Here is an 18,557-nt window from a genome sequence, read left to right as displayed (position 1 = left end):
TTTATATCTCCATTACACTTTATAGTATAACAGTTTTTATACTATTTTACTTCTAGTTTGGGATGTTCAAATAATTTTCAAATGAATTTCTTAGTGGTACATGATATGATAGTTTTATTATGTATTAATGCATAGGAGGAACATAAATGAATACACATCTACACGTCACTGCATGGGTCTTGGCAGCTATTCTATTTATTGTAGTGGTAGTGCTGCACAAATCAGACAAGGCAAAAGGTGCAAAGATAGTACAAATGATACTGCGTCTGGACTATTTATTAATATTATATTCCGGTGGTACACTGCTTGCAGCATACTTCAGCGGCCCGCAAATGGGAGAAGCCATCTTTAAAGGGCTTGCAGGAATATGGGCTATTTTTGCCATGGAAATGATCAGCTTGAAAATGGGAAGAGAAGAAGCAACAAAAAGCTGGTGGATTCAGCTTGCTATCGCAATTATTCTCACATTAATTTTAGGTTTTGGACGTTTAGGATTTGGCTTTTTACCATAGGTGATCAAGGAAGGACTTTTCCAGTGAGGAGAGGTCCTTTTTTAGTGTGTTTTTGGCATTTGGCTCAAGCTGTCACAATATCGGCTCAAGTTCACAATTTTTTGGCCCAAGCTGTCACAAAGTCGGCTCAAGTTCACAATATCCCGGCTCAAGCTATCACATTTCCCTAGACTTATTGTGTCTGTTCATAACTATAATCGAATGCCAACGTAAAAAAGTGTCATATTTAATTTAATAAATAATGACACTTTTGACCGGTGAGATTCGATTGTATTGGTAGAACAGTTATTTCGTTAACGCTTTAAGTACATCATCGATTGTTTTTTCGGAAGCGATTAATCCTTTATTAGTCCAGTTACTCGGGTCATTCAAAGTATATACATTACCATTTTCGGCTGCTGGGGTACTTTGCCAGACATCACTGTTTTTCAATGTATCGATTCCTTGTTCACCTTCTGAAGCAAGCAGGAAAACATGATCGGCTTTTAATTCGGAAAGCTTCTCAAGTGAAAGAGGATTCCATTGTGTTTGGGCCTCTCCGAGATTCTTAATGAGTTCTGGTGAATTAATCCCTAATTCTGAATAAAGTACCTCTGCACTATGGCGATTTTCTTCAAATACAAAAAACTGATTCCCTGTTGCCCAAATCGCTGCAACAGTTTCATCGCCTATTGCACCACTTAATGTTTCTTTTGCATTTTCTACCTTGTCTTTATATTGATTTAGGGCTTCGTCGGCTTTATCTTCTTTTCCAAGAATCTTGCCAAACGTTTCTATTTGCTTACGCCAGCTGTTTGTTGTTTCTTCTTTCATGACATAAGTTGGAGCAATTTTTTGATAATCTTCATATGATCCTTCATAACTATCGATACCATGCTCGAGTATGATTAAATCAGGGTTCTGATTTAGAACCTGTTCAAGGGGGAGATTCCATTCGATTTTTGGAAGATCCATTAGTTCATATTCCAAGTAATTCTGGATGCTCTGTCCGATTGCCCATTTGGCAACCGGGGTAACGCCAAGTGCGAGTAATGCGTCTTCATGAAAGGGAGCAATAATCCGCTCTGCGTCAGTTGGGAGGGTAACTTCCCCCATCTTACTGTCTACCGTTACCTCGGAGTTCTGTTTGCTGTCCTGATCACTGCCATCTGAGGTTGAATCTGAATTATCACCGCCACATGCTGAAATAATTAATATTAGCAACAAGGTAAAATTCATTAATAAAAAACGTGATTTTTTAATTTTAAACATATGTAAGTCTCCTCTTATGTTATAATAAATCCCTAATGGTAATGATAATCATTTTCAATTGTAATGTCAATTAAATTTTTGTCATTGCAGTGGGAAGATTGAAGGCTTATACTTTTACATTAGGAAATAAATTGTAATTGCAGGAGAAAATCATGTTATCTACTATTCAGCATTCGTCATTCTTAAAAATAATAATCAATATCTTAACTATAATAGCATTATTACTTGCAATGGGACTATCAATTGCTTATGGGGCCGTAGATATAAATTTATCAACTGTTTGGCAGGCGATTATTAACTTTGATCGAGATATAACATCCCATCAGGTCATTCAGGAATTGAGGCTTCCACGTGCGATTGCTGCAGCACTTGTTGGTGCATTTTTAGCTGTATCAGGTGCTATTATGCAGGGTATGACCCGTAATCCGTTAGCTTCACCTTCAATCATGGGGGTCACCAATGGAGCGGCATTCGCTCTAGTTCTGACAATGGCATTTATTCCAGGTGTATCTGGTCTTGGTTTAACAATTGCTTCGTTTGCGGGTGCCGGTATTGCAGTTGTTCTGGTCTTTATGGTTGGTTCTTTTTCAACGGGGGGATTGACACCGGTTAAACTTGCATTAGCAGGTGTTGCAATTGGGACACTATTAAGCTCGGTTTCAACTATAATTGCACTTCATTTTAAGCTTGAAAAGCAATTAGGGTTCTGGCTTGCTGGGGGACTGGCAGGAACAAACTGGAGCTCTATTCAGGTTTTGCTGATATCTGGTGCTATCGGAATATTTATTGCTTTTATGATAGCAAAATCAATTACAGTATTAAATCTTGGTGAAGATGTTGCAGTAGGGCTTGGGCAAAATAATATCGTCATTAAAATATTAGGCATTCTGACTGTACTTATTTTAACTGGAGCAGCAGTCTCTGTTGCTGGTGCAATTGGTTTTATGGGCCTGATCATTCCTCATATGTCCCGGTTTATCATGGGTACGGATTTTCGCTGGATTATACCTTCATCGGCATTATTCGGTGCACTTCTGCTGGTTTTATCCGACATTGTCTCAAGGCTGATAAATGCCCCATATGAAACGCCGGTTGGTGCGATAACATCGCTCATTGGTGTACCATTCTTTTTATATCTAGCTCGTGGCAGCAGTGGGGGTGGCAAATAATGAACCCGATTTATCAAAAGAAAACAGGTCGATTTATTGGTATTATAGCGTTATTAATCGTATTAATTATCACTATGTTCTTTATCAGCCTTAGTACTGGTGTTATCAATATAGCGCCATTAGATGTAGTAAGGACGATAATTGGGCAGGGGACGGAAAGACAAGGTCTTGTGCTGTTTGACTTTCGTTTACCAGGGATTATTTTAGCTTTACTGATTGGCTCAGGACTTGCGGTATCCGGAGTAATTCTGCAGGGTGTCACCCAAAATGATCTGGCTGACCCCGGCATTTTAGGTATTAATACTGGGGCAGGACTTGCGGTCGTCTTATTTATATTTTTTATACAGGATTCATTGAATACAACGTTATCCATTTTTATAATGCCGCTATTTGCGTTAGTTGGAGCATTATTCGCCGCATTTTTGGTATATACATTAGCCTGGAAAAACGGTGTCAATCCGATACGGCTGGTGCTTGTGGGAATAGGTGTGAACGCAGGATTCAGTGCAGCCTTAATTATTTTTCAGCTGAAAATGAACCCACAGGACTTCAGACAGGCAACCGTTTGGCTTTCCGGTGATATATGGAGCGCCAATTGGTCATTTGTGTTAGCTCTCTTGCCATGGATCCTTATACTCGTTCCTTATGCACTCCACAAGGCAAACGTACTTAATGTCCTAAACCTCGGTGATGATGTGGCTGCTGGGTTAGGGTCTAAAGTTGAAGGGGATAGACGTCTGCTGCTGCTTATCGCAGTTGCTTTAGCCGGAGCTAGTGTTGCTGCTGGTGGAGCAATTGCCTTTTTAGGACTAGTTGTACCGCATATTGCACGTAGGATAATTGGGCCGTTGCATCAATATATTATTCCGATTTCAACGTTAATTGGTGCACTTTTGTTAATGGTTTCAGATACAATCGGCAAAAATCTGTTAACGCCAACAGAAATACCTGCCGGAGTTGTTGTGGCTGTCCTTAGTACACCTTATTTTGTATATCTTTTGGTTAAAACCAAATAAGCCGGGGAGGTTTTTTTATGTCCGAACAACATGAAGTTTATGACGTTACGATTATTGGCGGAGGACCTGTGGGCTTGTTCACTGCCTTTTATAGCGGCATGCGTGAGATGAAAACAAAAATAATTGAATATCTGCCATTTTTAGGTGGAAAAGTTCCCTATTTTTATCCTGAAAAAGTAATTAGGGATATTGGAGGTATAGCGAATATTTCCGGCGAAAAGCTGACTGATCAATTGATTGAGCAAGCAATGACGTTTAATCCGACTATTGTTTTAGGAGAACAATGCTTACATGCAGAAAAACGTCATGACGGTACGTTTATCCTTACAAGTGACAATGGAGCGAAACATTACACTCGAACGATTATCGTAGCAACAGGCTTTGGGACGCTTAAATCGACGAAATTGGAATTGCCGAATGCACATCAATTTGAAGAAAAGAGCCTGGATTATACGATAAAGCGCTTGGAAAGTTATCGGGGAAAACGTGTACTTTTGTCTGGCGGAGGAAATTCGGCAGTTGACTGGGCAAACGAATTAGAGTCAATAGCAGATCAGGTTACATTGGTTTACCGTAAAACAGCTTTTACCGGAATTGAAAGTAATATTACAAAGATGAAGCACTCATCTGTGGATGTTAAGACTCCTTATTCCGTGGATAAGTTAGTAGGGGATAAAGGACAAATTTCAAGCGCATTCGTTAAAAATTTGCATACAAATGAAGTGGAAGAGCTTGAGATCGATACATTGATCGTAAATCATGGATTCGAAATTGACCTTGGACCTATTGCAGACTGGGGAATGGAAATGGAAGGTGGCACCATTAGAGTAAATGGCGAAATGGCGACTTCAATCCCAGGTATGTTTGCAGTTGGTGATATAGCCAACTACCAGCACAAACTTCAACTGATTGCCGGCGGATTTAATGAAGGGCCAATTGCTGTAAACAGCGCAAAATTGCATATAAACCCAGAGGAAGAACTATCTCACTTATTTTCTACAACCTATGACTTTTCGGAATAAATCTTAAATATGAAGGATTTTCGACAATATCACAGTATTCATTGACTATTTTTGAAAAAGGTTAATAATAGGGAGGTATCAATTATCATTTTCTGGCAGTTGCAAAGTGAAAACACGCTTTTATTTTAACAATTGTCCAAGTTTTCTAAAAGGAGTACAATGATGAAACACTTACTAGTAGCATTTATAATTATTTCTTTTTCGTTGGGAATAAATAACCCGGTACAAGCAGCGAAAAAAGAAACCATACATAGTGAAATTATTTATAATCTGTTAGTTGATCGCTTCAATAACGGTGATCCTGCAGCGGGTGAGCAGGTTAATTTGGATGATCCCCTTGCTTATCATGGTGGAGATTTACAAGGAGTAACTGATAAACTTGGTACCTTAAAAGAATTAGGGTATACCACAATTGTATTGTCGCCAATTATGGAAAACGCACCTGGTGGATATCACGGGTATTGGGTTGAAGATTTTTATAAAGTTGATGACCAGTTTGGTACAATGGCGGACTTGAAAAATCTAGTAAAAGAAGCCCATGAACGTGACATCAAAGTAGTAATGGAGTTTGTAACAAACTACGTGTCAGCGACAAATCCCATCACAGAGGATTCAAGTAAAAGTGACTGGCTGAAAGAAAACAATAATGTTCAGTCATACCAATGGCTTGATCAAGCTGTTGTACTTGATCAGTCCAACCCAGAAGTACAAGAATTCATAATGGATGCTGCAGATTACTGGATTGAGGAAGCTAACATTGATGGGTATAAATTTCATGCAGCTGATTATACCAATGAGTTATTTTTAAAAGAATTGACTGCTCACATTAATGAACAAAACCCGAATTTTTATATGCTTGGAGATATTTTAAACAGCGAGGAATATACAGGTAATATAAAAGAGAATACACAAATTGATATGGTGGAGAATCATCCGTTATATCAACCAATCACAGGAACTTTTGCAAGTGCAGGAGAGCCTGTTTCAACCCTTTATGATGCATGGGTAGACAGTGGCAAAAGCGAGGATCTAACCTACTTGGATAACAAATACACTGAACGCTTTACGCAAAAACTGCTGAAAAATGGCCGGAATCCATTAACGACATGGAAATTAGCTTTAACCTATTTGTATACTGCTCCAGGAACTCCAATGATTTATCAAGGATCTGAGATTCCGATGGGTGGTGGTGCGTTTCCAGATAGTCAGGAGATGGTCCAATTTAATAGTGGAGACGAAGATTTATCAGAGTTCATCAATAGAGTTGCAGCACTTCGCTCACAATTTCCTGCCCTGCAAAAGGGGGATTATGAGCTATTAGGTTCAAGTGGTGCCATGAGCCTGATGAAACGTTCATATAAAGGTGAAACGGTCTATATCGCTATCAATAATGATACAGAGTCACAAGCTGTTTCAATTGATGGAATTAACTCTAATTTGCAATTAAAAGGTCTGCTTGGTGATAATCTTGTACGGGAAAATGAAAAAGGTGAATTTAAGATTGGCCTTGCACGTGAAACAGCAGAAGTATACATCGAACAGAATGATACTGGACTGAATTGGACATTTATTGGAACGGTTATAGGCATTTTTCTTTTATTCGTATTGGCAGTCATCCTATTAAGCAGAAAACAGAAAAAAAGAGAAGAAGCTGAAGCGTAAGATTTCAGTGTTGGACTGACCATCAATTTTGTAAGTTAATTGATGGTCAGTTTTATAGGGATTTAAAAAACCACATGGCTGCCGTGTGCTCAGCCACCATCAACAATGAAAAATGATAAACTGAAAATTAACCTGAATAGATAGTAAAAACTTTGGCGGGCACCAGAGTCCTTATATAGCGGGTTTACCCCTGTTTTACTCTGATATATGTTAAATAGGGCTTCTGTGTCCTCTAATTACTAGTTTTGCTTAAACCGTATGCTCAATCCACAAACCCACTTCCCTTTACCCGTTAACAATCATTCCGCCATTTATATGAATTACTTGTCCTGTCACATAGCTTGCATCATTACTTGCGAGATAGACATATGCTGGTGCTAACTCCTTTGGTTCTCCAGGGCGCTTCATCGGAGTATTTCCGCCAAAGGTATCAACTTTTCCTGCGCTGAAGGTTGAAGGAATTAGCGGGGTCCAAATTGGTCCTGGTGCAACTGCATTTACTCGTATGCCTTTATCCACTAATGATTGTGACAATGAGCGTGTAAATGAAGTAATAGCACCTTTTGTAGCAGAATAATCAATTAGATCTTCACTTCCTTGATAGGCTGTTATCGATGAAGTGTTGATAATCACACTACCCTGATGCATATTTTGTAATGCTGCTTTCGTCATATAAAAAGTTCCGAAAACATTCGTTCGAAACGTTTGTTCAAGCTGATCACTTGAGATGTTTGAGAATGCATCTTGCGGATGTTGTTCAGCTGCATTGTTTACAAGGATATCTACTTTTGAAAACGTCTCAAGTACTTCTGTGACTGCCGCTTCACAAAATGGCTGGTTGCCAATATCACCACTAATAAGCAGGCATTTTTGATCTTCCTGTTCAACTAATCGCTGTGTTTCTTTTGCGTCTTCATGTTCGTTAAGATAGACAATCGCGACATCTGCACCTTCTTTTGCATAATGAATACTGATTGCGCGTCCAATTCCGCTGTCACCACCAGTAACAATGGCAATTTTGCCTTGTAATTTGTTGCTTGGATTATAGTCTTTACTTATATATTCCGGCTCAGGATGCATTTTCGACTCTACGCCAGGTTGCTTTGATTGATGTTGGGGTGGTGGTGTTTTTCTTTTGTTGTTTTTATCCATCTTATCTCCTCCTGGAAAGTTAATTGATGTTTTATCCATTCCCCGAGATTAATAATTTAAACTAAAAAAAAGCCCTCTTCTGGAGGACTAATTGTTTCGCTTAAGCATACTCATGAGCTGAGATAGCGCCTTGTCTATGCAAATAGTAATAAATCTTTCGATACTCATTTATGTCAATTTCACTGTGGATGTATTTTTGCTGATAGAAATCCAAAAGGGCATTAATGGAATCAGGTGGCTGATTTCGATCCGTTTCAAAAATCGTTATTAGTTCAAATATACTCATACTCATATAAACCCTCCATAAAAAAATTCGCTTAAGGTTGTCCTATCAGAAATATATGCTGGAGGCATTTATATAATGCTAATTAATTCTACTTTCTCAGCGTAAAATGAACGCATAAACCTTGAAGGAATAAGAAAGCCTGAAGATACACTACTTTAGTTGACTTAGATTAATGGTACATATTTGATATAAACTGCGAACTAGTTGGGTGCAATAAAACCGCTACGGAAATACACTTCGCGCACCAAGGGCGGCTGATGAGCCTCCTTGCTCCTACGTCGCTGCGTAGTCTCATCTAGGCCTCAGCTCCCACAGGAGTCTCCGTGTATTTCCTATGCTGGGTATTCCTCACTAGAACTTAAAAAAACAAGATTTTATACCACTAGCAGTTGGAATATGCGAGACTCCTTTGGGACAGCGATCCTAAGAGACCCCACAGGGAGCGTTCTTTGCGAGCGAGGCAGACTAAGTACGCCACGTCCTGTGGCAACGTCTGCACTAGCACGTCCTATGCGTCGGAGGCTCGTGGTGAGCCCTAGGTGCGCGAGTATATTCCAGCTGCGTCGTTAGGAAGCCTCACAAAATGCTTTCAATAGGACTCCCTTAGTTAGTTCGCATTTTATATCAACTACAAAACTGGAAAATTTAAGCTATATTGCTGAAGACAGGAGGGAGGTTAACAAAAAAAGGGCTCCCTAAAATTAAAGGGAACCCCAATATCATTGTTAATACCTTTCTTTCAGTTCTGGTAGTTCGACTGTTTGTGTAACATACTCTTCTGACATATCATATACTTTCATTTGGCTTAGGGAGAATGTGTATAATGTGTCCCCAACAGATACCATCCGTTTAACTTCGGATTCCCATTTTGGGTGTTGCATTTGTTTGATCTCTTGCTGATGTGTGATGGTATCTTTTACATTGATTCCATTTTCAGGTGTAATATTGTATAAAAAGGCACCTTCGTAAACTAGTGACTGTTCTTCATATGTTGCATCACCTTTATGAACTGTTTTGGTTTCAAACAATGTTGCAGGAAAGCCAAAAATATTATCCTCTGGATGCTTATATAATGCATTATGGTTATGGTTGAGTTCTGTATAGGAGTGTCCCTGACCTATAATCTCACTATATTTTTCCTTAGGTTCTGTTGGATCACTTACATCAAATACTGATATTTTCAGTCCGTTAATCCTGACTCGTGGCTCACGACCATCCTCTGTTTCAACTAACTTTGTGTTTTGGCCGAAACCAATTACATGGTTATCATCTAAGGGATGCAAGTAATTGCTGAATCCAGGTATCTTTAGTTTGCCGAGAACAGCAGGTTTTTCTGGATTCTTTAAATCGATAACAAAAAGTGGATCAACCTGTTTAAATGTTACCATGTACGCAACTTCGTCCATGAATCTGACGCTATAGATTCGTTCGTCCTTGGCTAAACCTTCTAATTTTCCAATCGGGTTCATCTGTAAATCGAATGTATACAGGTTATTGGTAGAAGGTTCTTTTTCATTCCACATATCTCCCTTTGTTGTTGCCACACGAAATGTTTTGTTACGTTCATCCATGGCAAACTGATTAATTAGTGTACCATTAACAATCGTAGAAGCATTATACGTTATTTTTCCGCTATCGATTTTAAATTGATTGATTTCTGTATTTGCTGGTGGCCTTGCAATAGCGATGTCAGTTGTGTTTTTACCAGCATCATTTTCATCTTTTTCGTCCTGGTAATTATATTTATTTACTGCTATATAGATATTTTTCTTGGACATATACATTTGATTGGAAGCGCCAAGATAGGATTCCATAGCTATTTCTTTATCCATATTGTCTAAATCAATTGAACCTAACAGCAAGAAATTCTCATCCTCACTTTCAGGAAAAAAGTACATAGAATCAAAATCCAATGGCCTTACTTCGTTACTAACAGCAGTATCCTTAATAAATGGTCTTACATCAGTATCTGTAGCGTCCTCTTCAAGAATACGATAAGGGGGGTGCTGATTTGCAATTAAATACATATGTCCATCCATCAATCGCGATGCTGTAAGAGACCCTTCAAATGACACTTCCCGGACTTGCTTGGGGTTGCTTTTGTCAGAAACATCGTAAATCAGCACTGAAGTTTGTGCACGGTGCAAAGGAAAGCTTTCTATGCTGCTGGATTTGGCTGATTGTTGTTCTCGGATAGGTTTCGATTTATGTCCAATCATAATCAGGTTGTCTTTGTGCAAATAAATTTCAGCTGGACGAAAATTTTCCTCGGATATCGTGCTTAATACGTTACTATTATCATTATTAGCAGTTGTTATCACAACGTCAGATTCTCTAGCAAAATACACAAATTCGCCATCAGTTTTGATAATATCACCTTCATCAATACCATCAACTTGAACATTTGTTGTAGAGGCTTCTTCACCACTACTTGCTGTGTCCATTGCTGCATCGCCACTGGAACTTTCTTCCGTTGAGCTATCATTTTGCTGTACAGTCATTTCTTTTCGTTGTTCCATCCGTTCTTTAAGTAATGTCATTAGTTGTTCATTGTCTTTTATGTTTGGTATTTTTGCTACAGCTGTGAAAGAGTGAGTAAATGTATTGTCCAATTGACTACCTGCAGTTGTTTCAACATCGGCAGAAACGGTTATCATATACGTATGGTCAATGTTATACCCATCATTTGGTGCTTGCAGTGTCAACACCGTATTATCTTCATTCCATTCAAACGAAACATCAACTTGTTCGTTGTTGTTGTTCATGACTGTTACAGTTTTGCTTGTAAACGTATCAGGATTCATCTTTTCAGAAAAATGAATCGTCCAATCCTTGAATGTAGGCGCGTAACTTGATTTAGAAGGAATGTTTGCTGTTATTGAGTGAGAAAAGAAGATAAACGCCACTGAGATTATAACAATAAAACTTGTTCCAATTATCCACCAGATTTTCTTTTTCATAATTTAGTCACCTCTATATTTTTTTGCGTCTTTAACTTGTTAGACGACAGAAGGGGAATAATGTTACAAGATTATTACAAAAAATACTGACCCAGACTAATTGGATCAGTATCTATAATTACTTATATTCTTTATTTAAGAAGAAAATTGCGATTGTTCCTGGTCCTGCGTGTGATCCAATTGCTGAACCGACCATTTCGATTACAATATCGTGAGCACCAAATTTTTCTTTAATCATCTCAGCATATTTTTCGGCTGTCTCCAAGTCGTCGCCATGACTGATGCCGATCGTTTGGTTTGTGAAGTCAGTCCCGCGTTCCTCCATGATTTCAAGCATACGGTTCAATAACTTTTTTGAACCTCTTATTTTTTCGAGAGGGACAAGTTTTCCATTCTCAACATGCAGAATTGGTTTTATTTTTAGGAGCGTACCAACAAACGCCGCTGTCTTACTTACACGACCACCACGATAAAGGTATTCCAAATCATCAACAGTAAAGATGTGCTCCATGTGTTTTGCATGATATGTAGCTGTTTCGATGATTTCATCAACACTTGCCCCATCTTTAGCAAGCTCGGCAGCGCGGAGGACGATTAGTCCAAGTCCGATTGATACACACTTCGTATCGATAACATGGATTGATGCATCAGGATATGTTTCCTTAACTTCCTGTTCCATCATTTTTGCTGTTTGGTATGTACCGGATAATTCTGATGATAATGCCAGGTAAATTAGTGGCTGATTTGATTCTGCATACGATGTGAAAATACTTTTAAAGGATTGTGGAGAAACTTGAGATGTCTTGGGACTTTTTTCTTCTCGCATAGCATCATAGATTGCTTTAGGCTTTATTTCTCTACCGTCTGCAAATTCTTTCTCGTCTAAGTGAACCGTTAATGATACCATCTCGATGTCATATTCGTTATAATGTTCTTTTGAGAGATCACATGCTGAGTCTGCTAGAATTTTAATACTCATTATAATCACCTTCATTCATATAAAGTACTTGTATTTATTTAAGTTTAAAGCTATATAGAAAGATAGTCAAAGCATATTTGTAAGAAATGTAAAAATAATGATAAAATTAATCGAAGCTGACAGTAGGGAGGTAGCTATGTTTTTATTTGAAGCAAAACGTATTATAATTGTAATATTCGGAGCGATGCTCAATGCAATGTCACTAAACTTCTTCTTAATTGGGGCAAATGTTTACGCAAGTGGCTTTACAGGTGTCGCCCAGCTTATTTCCAGTGTATTCAATGATTTCCTGGGAATCGGTGTTAGTACAGGTATTCTATTATTCATATTAAATATTCCAGTTGCCATATTAGGCTGGTATAAAGTAGGTAAAGGATTTACTGTATATAGTGTTATTTCTGTTGTTTTTACAACAATATTTTTAGAGCTGTTGCCTATTGTAATTTTTTCAGAAGATATTATACTTAATGCTGTTTTCGGCGGAGTTTTAGCTGGGACAGGTGTTGGAATCACATTAAAGCTTGGTGCTTCCACAGGTGGTATGGACATTGTAGCGATGGTGTTATCCCGTATGAAGGATAGACCAATCGGAACTTATTTTCTGTTGTTAAACGGAATAATTATCGCCATGGCTGGGTTCCTTTATGAACCTGAAAACGCACTTTATACATTGTTAACACTTTATGTTACAACACGTGTAATTGATGCAATCCATACCCGTCATGAGAAAGTAACTGCAATGATTATTACACTTAAGGCAGATGAATTGCAAAAAGCGATCCATGATACAATGGTCCGTGGAATTACGATAATTCCAGCTAAAGGGGCATATACGAAAGAAGACAAAAACATGATGTATCTTGTTGTAACACGTTATGAGTTATATGATTTGGAACGAATAATTGGTGAAGTTGATCCGAATGCATTTACTAATATCGTTCAAACAACAGGAATATTTGGTTTCTTCAGACGTGACAACTAAAATAGTACAAGGGGTAATTAAAAATGAAAAAGTTAATCATTACTTTACTCTGCGCATTTGCTCTTGTGGCTTGCAGCAGTGAAGAAGGAACAGACTCAGAATCAGCTAATGAAAATAACGAAGAAGAGACTAACTCAGAATCAAACGGTGAGAAGAGTTCAGAAACGGAAGGAAGTGCATCGGTTCAATTTAGAAATGTTGAAATGAATATTCAGGAAAGTACTATTAGGGTTTCGGGTGAAGCCAAAGCTATGGACAATACATTCTTCTATAAATTTGAGCAGGGGGATTCAGTAATCGTGAAGGAAACTGCTGTTGATCTAGAAAAAAATGATCAAGGCTGGGGTAGTTTTCAGCTTGAATTAGAACTGACCCAAAAGGTAAGAGATGCACAAGTAATGCCAGTTATTACGTTATATGATAAAAAAGAAGATGGAACGATGGTAAATAAAAATTATCTTCCTGTCGATTTAAGAAATCTGCAAAATCAGCAATAATAAAGAGGTACAAATCATAACATAATATGATTTGTACCTCTTTGTTTAGCAGTTAAGAAAGTATAAATTCTTTCTTACTGCATAAGTGCAACTACGGCACTCGCCATTAAGACTTGGCGAATGCCAAGTTTTCTAACATATTGCTTATGTAATTTTAATATCCGTGGTTTTCAAATACTTCTTTAACTTTTGCTTCCAGTTGGTCCCATTCTGCATCAAACAGTTTATTGATCGTAATAAAGTTTTGGTATCCAAAAACATTATCGACACCATCAAGCTTCATCATATCATTTAATATTTCATGCTCACTTGTATCTCCAGGCATTACAGAAATACTGCTGTCTCCTTGAAATATAAGTTTGTCCGTTGTAAATTTTAGTGCATTTGGATTAGGTGTAGCTTCAGCTCTAACTCCCATTGTTAATTACCTCCCTAGATAATACCTACTTAATTTTATTTTAGCAGAAAATTACCCTGGAAAAAAGGAAAACACCCTTACCACCAAAATGTGGTAAAGGTGTTTATTTGCAGATAAGAAAGTATAAATACTTTCTTACTGCATAAGTGCAACTAAGGCTTATCTATATTAAGGCTTGGCGATAAGCCAAGTTTTCTAATGCACGTTATAATCCCTCGTCATCAGAAAAATGATTTGAAAATCAGTAACGCACATATAATGGAGGTTAACCTAATTGGTTGTGTTGACGTAATTTCTGTTCAAGTTGCTGTAATTGCTGTTGCTCTTCAGGAGAACTTTCTGCTTTCGCAGACTGTATTGCATTTTGTGCAGCCTGTTTATCCTGCTGGTTAGCAGCTCCCCTTTGACCATTCGTTATGCGGTTAACGGCAGTTTTAGCTTGCTGAAATAAATTATTTTCCATCTAAAACCCTCCTACTGTGTGGCTGTCCGCTTCCTCACGTTTACGTTCAGTATCACTGAAACGTGATCGGTAAGGAAATCGTTCATCGTGTTTTTTTACAGAATCAGCACTGTGTTGACTAAATCGCCTTGATTTGTTTTTTTTCCCCATCGGTGATTCCTCCTTAGAAAAACAGTTGCAACCACTTCTGAAAAGTGATTGGTAAAGTTTATCTATTCCGGAAGTCAACAAAAAAGTAGTGAACGCTTTGATACGCTCACTACTAGTATGGTTTAATTTATGGTTTATATTAAAGGAAATTTTTAGAGGGATTCTGTAACTTAAGCTTCAAATAATCTTCAAGAAAAACACCAATGCCATCTTGTTCATTTGTAGCTGTTACATGTTTTGAAATGGACTTTAATTCATCTATTGCATTTCCCATTGCAACGCCTACACCTGCATAGTCAATCATTTCCAAGTCATTATCCTCATCACCAAAAGCAATAATTTGCTCTTGTGGGATATGATAATAATGTGCAATTTTTTGAAGTCCTACTGCTTTATTCATACCTTTTCGGACAATTTCAATTATATTCCATGGTGCACCCCATTTACGGTGCTCAATAAGTTCGGCATGATAATCATCCAAATGGCTTCTTAATTCATGAATATGTTCTTCTTTTGGGTGAATTAACAAGGATGTTGGATCTTCTTTCAGTTCATTTTTAATGCTGCCGATTGTAAAAGGTGGATCCTGCTGAGTTGTTTGAAAGATATCAATAATATTCTCATCGTATTGATCAAGGTATACAGTATCCATAACTTCAGCTAAAACGTTATTAACGTTCAAATCATGGCATGCGTCAATAATTTTATGGGCTGTTCTAATGGGCATCGGGCTATGCAGCGCATCCCATTTATGATCAGTTGGATGGTGGATTAATGCACCATTGAAATTAACCATTGGCGTATCCATTCCGAGTTCATGGTAATAATTAATACTTGCACGGTGTGGTCTGCCTGTTGCAATAACCACAATATGCCCGTCATTCTTTGCTTGTTGAAGCGTTTCTAGATTACGGATACTAATTTCTTTATTATCTGTTAGAAGCGTTCCATCTAAGTCTAACGCAATTAAGTGCCGTTTATTTTCCATAAGTTTTCACCTCATATTAGTTTAGTTTATAAGTCATTTCCATATATGTAAAGGATTATATTACTTGTCGCTTGCAATTTACACAAATTTAATAATATGATGTTCAATATATGAAATTATATTATATGAGAGGGTCCTGAGAATGATTGGGATATTTCACCAACAAATCAAATCCATACCGTGTTTAATCATTGTTGATGCAGCAAAGGAAAAGGAACCATTACCAACACTTACATATTTCCACGGATTTACCAGTGCAAAAGAACACAATCTTCCCTTAGCCTACTTGCAAGCAGAAAAAGGATATCGCGTTATTCTTCCAGACAGCATGTATCATGGGGAACGCGAGGCAGAGATTTCCACAATTAAAAAGCAAATCTCCTTTTGGGATATCGTAATGCAAAATGTAAAAGAACTAAAATTTATCAAGGGCGCATTAGATGAAGATAACTTAATTTTGGATGATCGGTTTGGGATTGCTGGCACAAGCATGGGCGGAATTACAACTGCTGCTGCTTTGACACAATTTCCGTGGATTAAAGCTGCTGGCGTATTAATGGGATCACCCAAAATAACGACATATGCAAAAACGCTTGTAAACAGCTTTAAAAAAATGGGCGACTTACCAGTGACAGACGAAATGATTGGCCAGCTGTATGAACAGTTACAGCACTATGATTTGTCGAATCATATGGAGAAACTTCAGGAGCGCCCATTACTATTTTGGCATGGGGAAAACGATTCTGTTGTGCCATTTGATCATTCCTATACGTTTTTTGAGGATGCTAAGCAGCATTATTCTGACCAGGAGAACATTCAATTTTTGAAAGAAACAAATGCTGGCCATAAAGTAAGCCGTTATGCAATACTCGAAACAGTAAAATGGTTTGAAAAACATCTATAGTGTGAGTTGTATCATTTAAAAATTACTAAAAATATGTTTAAATAAAGGTAGTATAATGAAGGAGGGTATTGGTTATGGACGAAGCTCTGAAGGAAAATATGATGGGTGCACTTGAGAATGTAATTGACCCTGAGCTAGGCATTGACATTGTTAATCTTGGGCTAATATATGACGTTGATTTAAATGATGAAGGTATCTGTGATGTTACGATGACATTAACAGCTATGGGTTGTCCATTAGCTGCGCATATTGAACAGGATGTAAAACATGCACTATCAGATATACCTGAGGTAAAAGAAATAAATGTTAATATCGTATGGAATCCGCCATGGGGCAAAGATAAAATGTCACGTTATGCAAAAATTGCACTTGGAGTTCCAGATTGATTTTTAAATACGAGGTTGGTTCATATAACATGAATCGGCCTTTTTTTATATAATTGAATCAATTTTATAATTCGAAAATAAAGCAGTAATCCAAACGTATTTCTGGAGCGGTGTCATAGCACTTGAATTATTTTTCAACATATTTATATCAACTGCGAGGGTTAAATTCGTAACAATACTTACGAAAAGGTTACTTATATAAATGAGGTAAAAGTATGCAAATTTGTCAGATAGTTGGTTATAAAAATTCAGGGAAGACGACGGTAATGAATAATCTGATTCGTTACTTTTCATCAAGTGATCTGAAAGTTGGTACTCTAAAACATCATGGGCACGGTGGCGAGCCAGATGTAGTGGAGAATACGGATAGTACGATACATATTGAATCTGGTTCACTCGTAAGTGGTGTGCAGGGTGAAAATATAACCCAACTGACATTCAATATGAAGATGGATATTGATATGCTGATTCAGCTGTACAGCAGTTTTCCGATCGATTTACTATTAGTTGAAGGATATAAAAATGCATCCTATCCGAAGATTGTACTGGTAAAAGACGAGCAGGATTCTTCGCTTTTAAAGGGATTATCCAATATAATTGCAATAGGAACATGGGATGAGGGATTATTTAAAAATAGTGGGATTCCCACATTCAGTATAAAAAATATTGATGAAAACATAGTTCAACTAGCTGAATACGTAAGAAGGTGTTAAGATGGATAACAAATTTTGGATTACCGATAAGCCGATTCAAATAAATGAGTGTATAGAGAAAGTGGTCCGTGCCGAAGCGGGGGCAGTTAATACGTTTATTGGTACAGTTCGTGAGTTCACTAAAGGCAAAAGGACATTATACCTAGAGTATCAAGCATATCAGACAATGGCCGAAAAGAAATTAGCACAAATTGGTGAAGAAATCAATGATAAGTGGGATGATGCTGAGACAGCGATTGTTCACAGGGTTGGCCACCTGGATATATCTGATATAGCGGTAGTGATTGCCGTTTCGACCCCGCACCGTAATGATTCTTTTGAAGCAAGCAGGTATGCAATTGAACGAATCAAAGAAATTGTCCCCATTTGGAAAAAAGAGCATTGGGAAGACGGTACAAAGTGGGTAGGCGATCAGAAGGAACAAACGACCTATATACCTTCCGAGGAGGAATTGCGAAATGATTGATGTGTTATTTTTTGCCGAATTACAAGAGATTGTAGGTAACGAGAAAGTGTCTGTTGAAGCGGATGGAATGACCGTTACTGATTTGAAAAACAACCTTTTATCAACGTACAATTTGGATAATCTGAACAATGCAATGGTAGCAATAAATCAAGAATATGCCCAATCGGATGCAACCCTAAAGAAAGGTGATGTTGTCGCATTTATCCCGCCGGTAAGTGGCGGTTAAAAAAAGTATCGTTCGGCTCAGTCTTTGCAGCCGTACGATACGTTATCAACCCATTCCAAGCATATCTTTAGCACGATCACTCATTTTTACGGGTGACCATGCTGGTTCCCATACAAGGTCAATTTTTATTTCACCAACACCTTCAACTTGACTGACACGATGCAGAACACCTGATTTTATACTGTCATGCATTGGACATCCGAGAGTTGTTAGTGTCATTACAATTCTAATATTGTCATCAAAATCAACCTCGATACCATAAATAAGTCCAAGATCCATGATGTTTACGCCAAGCTCCGGATCAATTACTTCAAATAAGGCAGCTCCAACTTTTTTATCCAATGACATAAAGAAA

The 18,557-nt window shown here is 37.8% G+C and carries 22 protein-coding genes; 12 read left to right on the top strand and 10 right to left on the bottom strand.

The features are described 5' to 3' along the window. Positions 1-146 precede the first annotated feature (146 nt). Positions 147-512, top strand: a complete 366-nt coding sequence (locus J2Z82_RS00970) for a YisL family protein (protein ID WP_209478928.1) — start codon at positions 147-149, stop codon at positions 510-512. Positions 513-797: 285 nt separating this feature from the next. Here J2Z82_RS00970 and J2Z82_RS00965 read toward each other — a convergent pair whose 3' ends face one another. After that, a complete protein-coding gene (locus tag J2Z82_RS00965; RefSeq protein ID WP_209478927.1) occupies positions 798-1,763 on the bottom strand; it encodes an iron-hydroxamate ABC transporter substrate-binding protein in 966 nt (321 codons plus the stop codon). A gap of 152 nt (positions 1,764-1,915) precedes the next feature. Between J2Z82_RS00965 and J2Z82_RS00960 the strand changes: the two genes are divergently transcribed. From J2Z82_RS00960 to J2Z82_RS00945, 4 genes are all read left to right on the top strand, one after another. Then, a complete protein-coding gene (locus J2Z82_RS00960) occupies positions 1,916-2,932 on the top strand; it encodes a FecCD family ABC transporter permease (protein ID WP_209478926.1) in 1,017 nt (338 codons plus the stop codon). Further along, entirely contained in the window at positions 2,932-3,948 is a 1,017-nt protein-coding gene (locus J2Z82_RS00955; RefSeq protein WP_209478925.1) for a FecCD family ABC transporter permease, read from the top strand. The genes J2Z82_RS00960 and J2Z82_RS00955 overlap by 1 nt, the downstream gene beginning before the upstream one ends. Before the next feature lie 17 nt (positions 3,949-3,965). Continuing rightward, the gene (locus tag J2Z82_RS00950) at positions 3,966-4,970 is read left to right on the top strand and encodes an NAD(P)/FAD-dependent oxidoreductase (protein ID WP_209478924.1); all 1,005 of its coding nucleotides are present in this window, start codon (positions 3,966-3,968) and stop codon (positions 4,968-4,970) included. Positions 4,971-5,132: 162 nt separating this feature from the next. Next, complete coding sequence (locus J2Z82_RS00945; RefSeq protein ID WP_209478923.1) at positions 5,133-6,632, top strand: alpha-amylase family glycosyl hydrolase; 1,500 nt, start codon at positions 5,133-5,135, stop codon at positions 6,630-6,632. A 285-nt stretch (positions 6,633-6,917) separates the two neighbouring features. On the opposite strand, the gene J2Z82_RS00940 is transcribed toward J2Z82_RS00945, so the two are convergent. The 4 genes from J2Z82_RS00940 to J2Z82_RS00925 all read right to left on the bottom strand — a co-directional run bounded on the left by J2Z82_RS00940 (position 6,918) and on the right by J2Z82_RS00925 (position 12,009). Beyond that, a complete protein-coding gene (locus J2Z82_RS00940; protein ID WP_209478922.1) occupies positions 6,918-7,784 on the bottom strand; it encodes an SDR family oxidoreductase in 867 nt (288 codons plus the stop codon). 100 nt (positions 7,785-7,884) lie between these two features. Continuing rightward, entirely contained in the window at positions 7,885-8,076 is a 192-nt protein-coding gene (yppF, locus tag J2Z82_RS00935; protein WP_342453589.1) for a YppF family protein, read from the bottom strand. 719 nt (positions 8,077-8,795) lie between these two features. Next, positions 8,796-11,030 (bottom strand): beta-propeller domain-containing protein, encoded by a 2,235-nt coding sequence (locus J2Z82_RS00930; protein WP_209478921.1) that lies wholly within the window; start codon positions 11,028-11,030, stop codon positions 8,796-8,798. Positions 11,031-11,148: 118 nt separating this feature from the next. After that, positions 11,149-12,009 (bottom strand): DegV family protein, encoded by an 861-nt coding sequence (locus J2Z82_RS00925; RefSeq protein WP_209478920.1) that lies wholly within the window; start codon positions 12,007-12,009, stop codon positions 11,149-11,151. Positions 12,010-12,145: 136 nt separating this feature from the next. On the opposite strand from J2Z82_RS00925, the gene J2Z82_RS00920 reads away from it, so the two are divergent. Both J2Z82_RS00920 and J2Z82_RS00915 read left to right on the top strand, forming a co-directional pair. After that, positions 12,146-12,991 carry a YitT family protein gene (locus tag J2Z82_RS00920; RefSeq protein ID WP_209478919.1) on the top strand — a complete coding sequence of 282 codons (846 nt, stop codon included), beginning with the start codon at positions 12,146-12,148 and terminating at the stop codon, positions 12,989-12,991. 23 nt (positions 12,992-13,014) lie between these two features. Beyond that, complete coding sequence (locus tag J2Z82_RS00915) at positions 13,015-13,488, top strand: Gmad2 immunoglobulin-like domain-containing protein (protein WP_209478918.1); 474 nt, start codon at positions 13,015-13,017, stop codon at positions 13,486-13,488. Between the two features lie 154 nt (positions 13,489-13,642). Here J2Z82_RS00915 and J2Z82_RS00910 read toward each other — a convergent pair whose 3' ends face one another. From J2Z82_RS00910 to J2Z82_RS00895, 4 genes are all read right to left on the bottom strand, one after another. Then, entirely contained in the window at positions 13,643-13,906 is a 264-nt protein-coding gene (locus J2Z82_RS00910; RefSeq protein ID WP_209478917.1) for a NifU N-terminal domain-containing protein, read from the bottom strand. Between the two features lie 265 nt (positions 13,907-14,171). Beyond that, the gene (locus J2Z82_RS00905) at positions 14,172-14,369 is read right to left on the bottom strand and encodes a DUF3813 family protein (RefSeq protein ID WP_209478916.1); all 198 of its coding nucleotides are present in this window, start codon (positions 14,367-14,369) and stop codon (positions 14,172-14,174) included. Beyond that, the gene (locus J2Z82_RS00900) at positions 14,370-14,519 is read right to left on the bottom strand and encodes a hypothetical protein (protein WP_209478915.1); all 150 of its coding nucleotides are present in this window, start codon (positions 14,517-14,519) and stop codon (positions 14,370-14,372) included. It lies immediately after the preceding gene. Positions 14,520-14,658: 139 nt separating this feature from the next. Then, positions 14,659-15,507, bottom strand: coding sequence for a Cof-type HAD-IIB family hydrolase (locus J2Z82_RS00895; RefSeq protein WP_209478914.1), 849 nt, complete (start codon positions 15,505-15,507; stop codon positions 14,659-14,661). 142 nt (positions 15,508-15,649) lie between these two features. Here J2Z82_RS00895 and J2Z82_RS00890 point away from each other — a divergent pair, with 142 nt between their 5' ends. The 5 genes from J2Z82_RS00890 to moaD all read left to right on the top strand — a co-directional run bounded on the left by J2Z82_RS00890 (position 15,650) and on the right by moaD (position 18,202). Beyond that, entirely contained in the window at positions 15,650-16,411 is a 762-nt protein-coding gene (locus tag J2Z82_RS00890) for a prolyl oligopeptidase family serine peptidase (RefSeq protein ID WP_209478913.1), read from the top strand. 74 nt (positions 16,412-16,485) lie between these two features. Continuing rightward, complete coding sequence (locus J2Z82_RS00885) at positions 16,486-16,797, top strand: metal-sulfur cluster assembly factor (RefSeq protein WP_209478912.1); 312 nt, start codon at positions 16,486-16,488, stop codon at positions 16,795-16,797. Between the two features lie 215 nt (positions 16,798-17,012). Beyond that, positions 17,013-17,510 carry a molybdopterin-guanine dinucleotide biosynthesis protein B gene (mobB, locus tag J2Z82_RS00880; RefSeq protein ID WP_209478911.1) on the top strand — a complete coding sequence of 166 codons (498 nt, stop codon included), beginning with the start codon at positions 17,013-17,015 and terminating at the stop codon, positions 17,508-17,510. Position 17,511: 1 nt separating this feature from the next. Continuing rightward, on the top strand, positions 17,512-17,976 hold the full coding sequence (locus J2Z82_RS00875; RefSeq protein ID WP_209478910.1) for a molybdenum cofactor biosynthesis protein MoaE: 465 nt from the start codon (positions 17,512-17,514) through the stop codon (positions 17,974-17,976). After that, a complete protein-coding gene (gene moaD, locus J2Z82_RS00870) occupies positions 17,969-18,202 on the top strand; it encodes a molybdopterin converting factor subunit 1 (protein WP_209478909.1) in 234 nt (77 codons plus the stop codon). Before J2Z82_RS00875 ends, moaD begins: the two co-directional genes overlap by 8 nt. A gap of 45 nt (positions 18,203-18,247) precedes the next feature. Here moaD and J2Z82_RS00865 read toward each other — a convergent pair whose 3' ends face one another. Then, positions 18,248-18,550, bottom strand: a complete 303-nt coding sequence (locus J2Z82_RS00865; RefSeq protein ID WP_209478908.1) for a metal-sulfur cluster assembly factor — start codon at positions 18,548-18,550, stop codon at positions 18,248-18,250. Between the last annotated feature and the right edge of the window lie 7 nt (positions 18,551-18,557).

The organism is Virgibacillus litoralis, from assembly GCF_017873675.1.
Lineage (GTDB): Bacteria > Bacillota > Bacilli > Bacillales > Amphibacillaceae > Lentibacillus > Lentibacillus litoralis.
Note: the sequence above shows the minus strand (reverse complement) of the source record. Positions and strands in the feature narration are given on the sequence as shown.

Bases quoted from the DNA above. Each gene is read 5' to 3' on its own strand.
- J2Z82_RS00970 (WP_209478928.1), top strand. From the start codon at position 147: ATGAATACACATCTACACGTCACTGCATGGGTCTTGGCAGCTATTCTA.
- J2Z82_RS00965 (WP_209478927.1), bottom strand. From the start codon at position 1,763: ATGTTTAAAATTAAAAAATCACGTTTTTTATTAATGAATTTTACCTTG.
- J2Z82_RS00960 (WP_209478926.1), top strand. From the start codon at position 1,916: ATGTTATCTACTATTCAGCATTCGTCATTCTTAAAAATAATAATCAAT.
- J2Z82_RS00955 (WP_209478925.1), top strand. From the start codon at position 2,932: ATGAACCCGATTTATCAAAAGAAAACAGGTCGATTTATTGGTATTATA.
- J2Z82_RS00950 (WP_209478924.1), top strand. From the start codon at position 3,966: ATGTCCGAACAACATGAAGTTTATGACGTTACGATTATTGGCGGAGGA.
- J2Z82_RS00945 (WP_209478923.1), top strand. From the start codon at position 5,133: ATGAAACACTTACTAGTAGCATTTATAATTATTTCTTTTTCGTTGGGA.
- J2Z82_RS00940 (WP_209478922.1), bottom strand. From the start codon at position 7,784: ATGGATAAAAACAACAAAAGAAAAACACCACCACCCCAACATCAATCA.
- yppF (WP_342453589.1), bottom strand. From the start codon at position 8,076: ATGAGTATGAGTATATTTGAACTAATAACGATTTTTGAAACGGATCGA.
- J2Z82_RS00930 (WP_209478921.1), bottom strand. From the start codon at position 11,030: ATGAAAAAGAAAATCTGGTGGATAATTGGAACAAGTTTTATTGTTATA.
- J2Z82_RS00925 (WP_209478920.1), bottom strand. From the start codon at position 12,009: ATGAGTATTAAAATTCTAGCAGACTCAGCATGTGATCTCTCAAAAGAA.
- J2Z82_RS00920 (WP_209478919.1), top strand. From the start codon at position 12,146: ATGTTTTTATTTGAAGCAAAACGTATTATAATTGTAATATTCGGAGCG.
- J2Z82_RS00915 (WP_209478918.1), top strand. From the start codon at position 13,015: ATGAAAAAGTTAATCATTACTTTACTCTGCGCATTTGCTCTTGTGGCT.
- J2Z82_RS00910 (WP_209478917.1), bottom strand. From the start codon at position 13,906: ATGGGAGTTAGAGCTGAAGCTACACCTAATCCAAATGCACTAAAATTT.
- J2Z82_RS00905 (WP_209478916.1), bottom strand. From the start codon at position 14,369: ATGGAAAATAATTTATTTCAGCAAGCTAAAACTGCCGTTAACCGCATA.
- J2Z82_RS00900 (WP_209478915.1), bottom strand. From the start codon at position 14,519: ATGGGGAAAAAAAACAAATCAAGGCGATTTAGTCAACACAGTGCTGAT.
- J2Z82_RS00895 (WP_209478914.1), bottom strand. From the start codon at position 15,507: ATGGAAAATAAACGGCACTTAATTGCGTTAGACTTAGATGGAACGCTT.
- J2Z82_RS00890 (WP_209478913.1), top strand. From the start codon at position 15,650: ATGATTGGGATATTTCACCAACAAATCAAATCCATACCGTGTTTAATC.
- J2Z82_RS00885 (WP_209478912.1), top strand. From the start codon at position 16,486: ATGGACGAAGCTCTGAAGGAAAATATGATGGGTGCACTTGAGAATGTA.
- mobB (WP_209478911.1), top strand. From the start codon at position 17,013: ATGCAAATTTGTCAGATAGTTGGTTATAAAAATTCAGGGAAGACGACG.
- J2Z82_RS00875 (WP_209478910.1), top strand. From the start codon at position 17,512: ATGGATAACAAATTTTGGATTACCGATAAGCCGATTCAAATAAATGAG.
- moaD (WP_209478909.1), top strand. From the start codon at position 17,969: ATGATTGATGTGTTATTTTTTGCCGAATTACAAGAGATTGTAGGTAAC.
- J2Z82_RS00865 (WP_209478908.1), bottom strand. From the start codon at position 18,550: ATGTCATTGGATAAAAAAGTTGGAGCTGCCTTATTTGAAGTAATTGAT.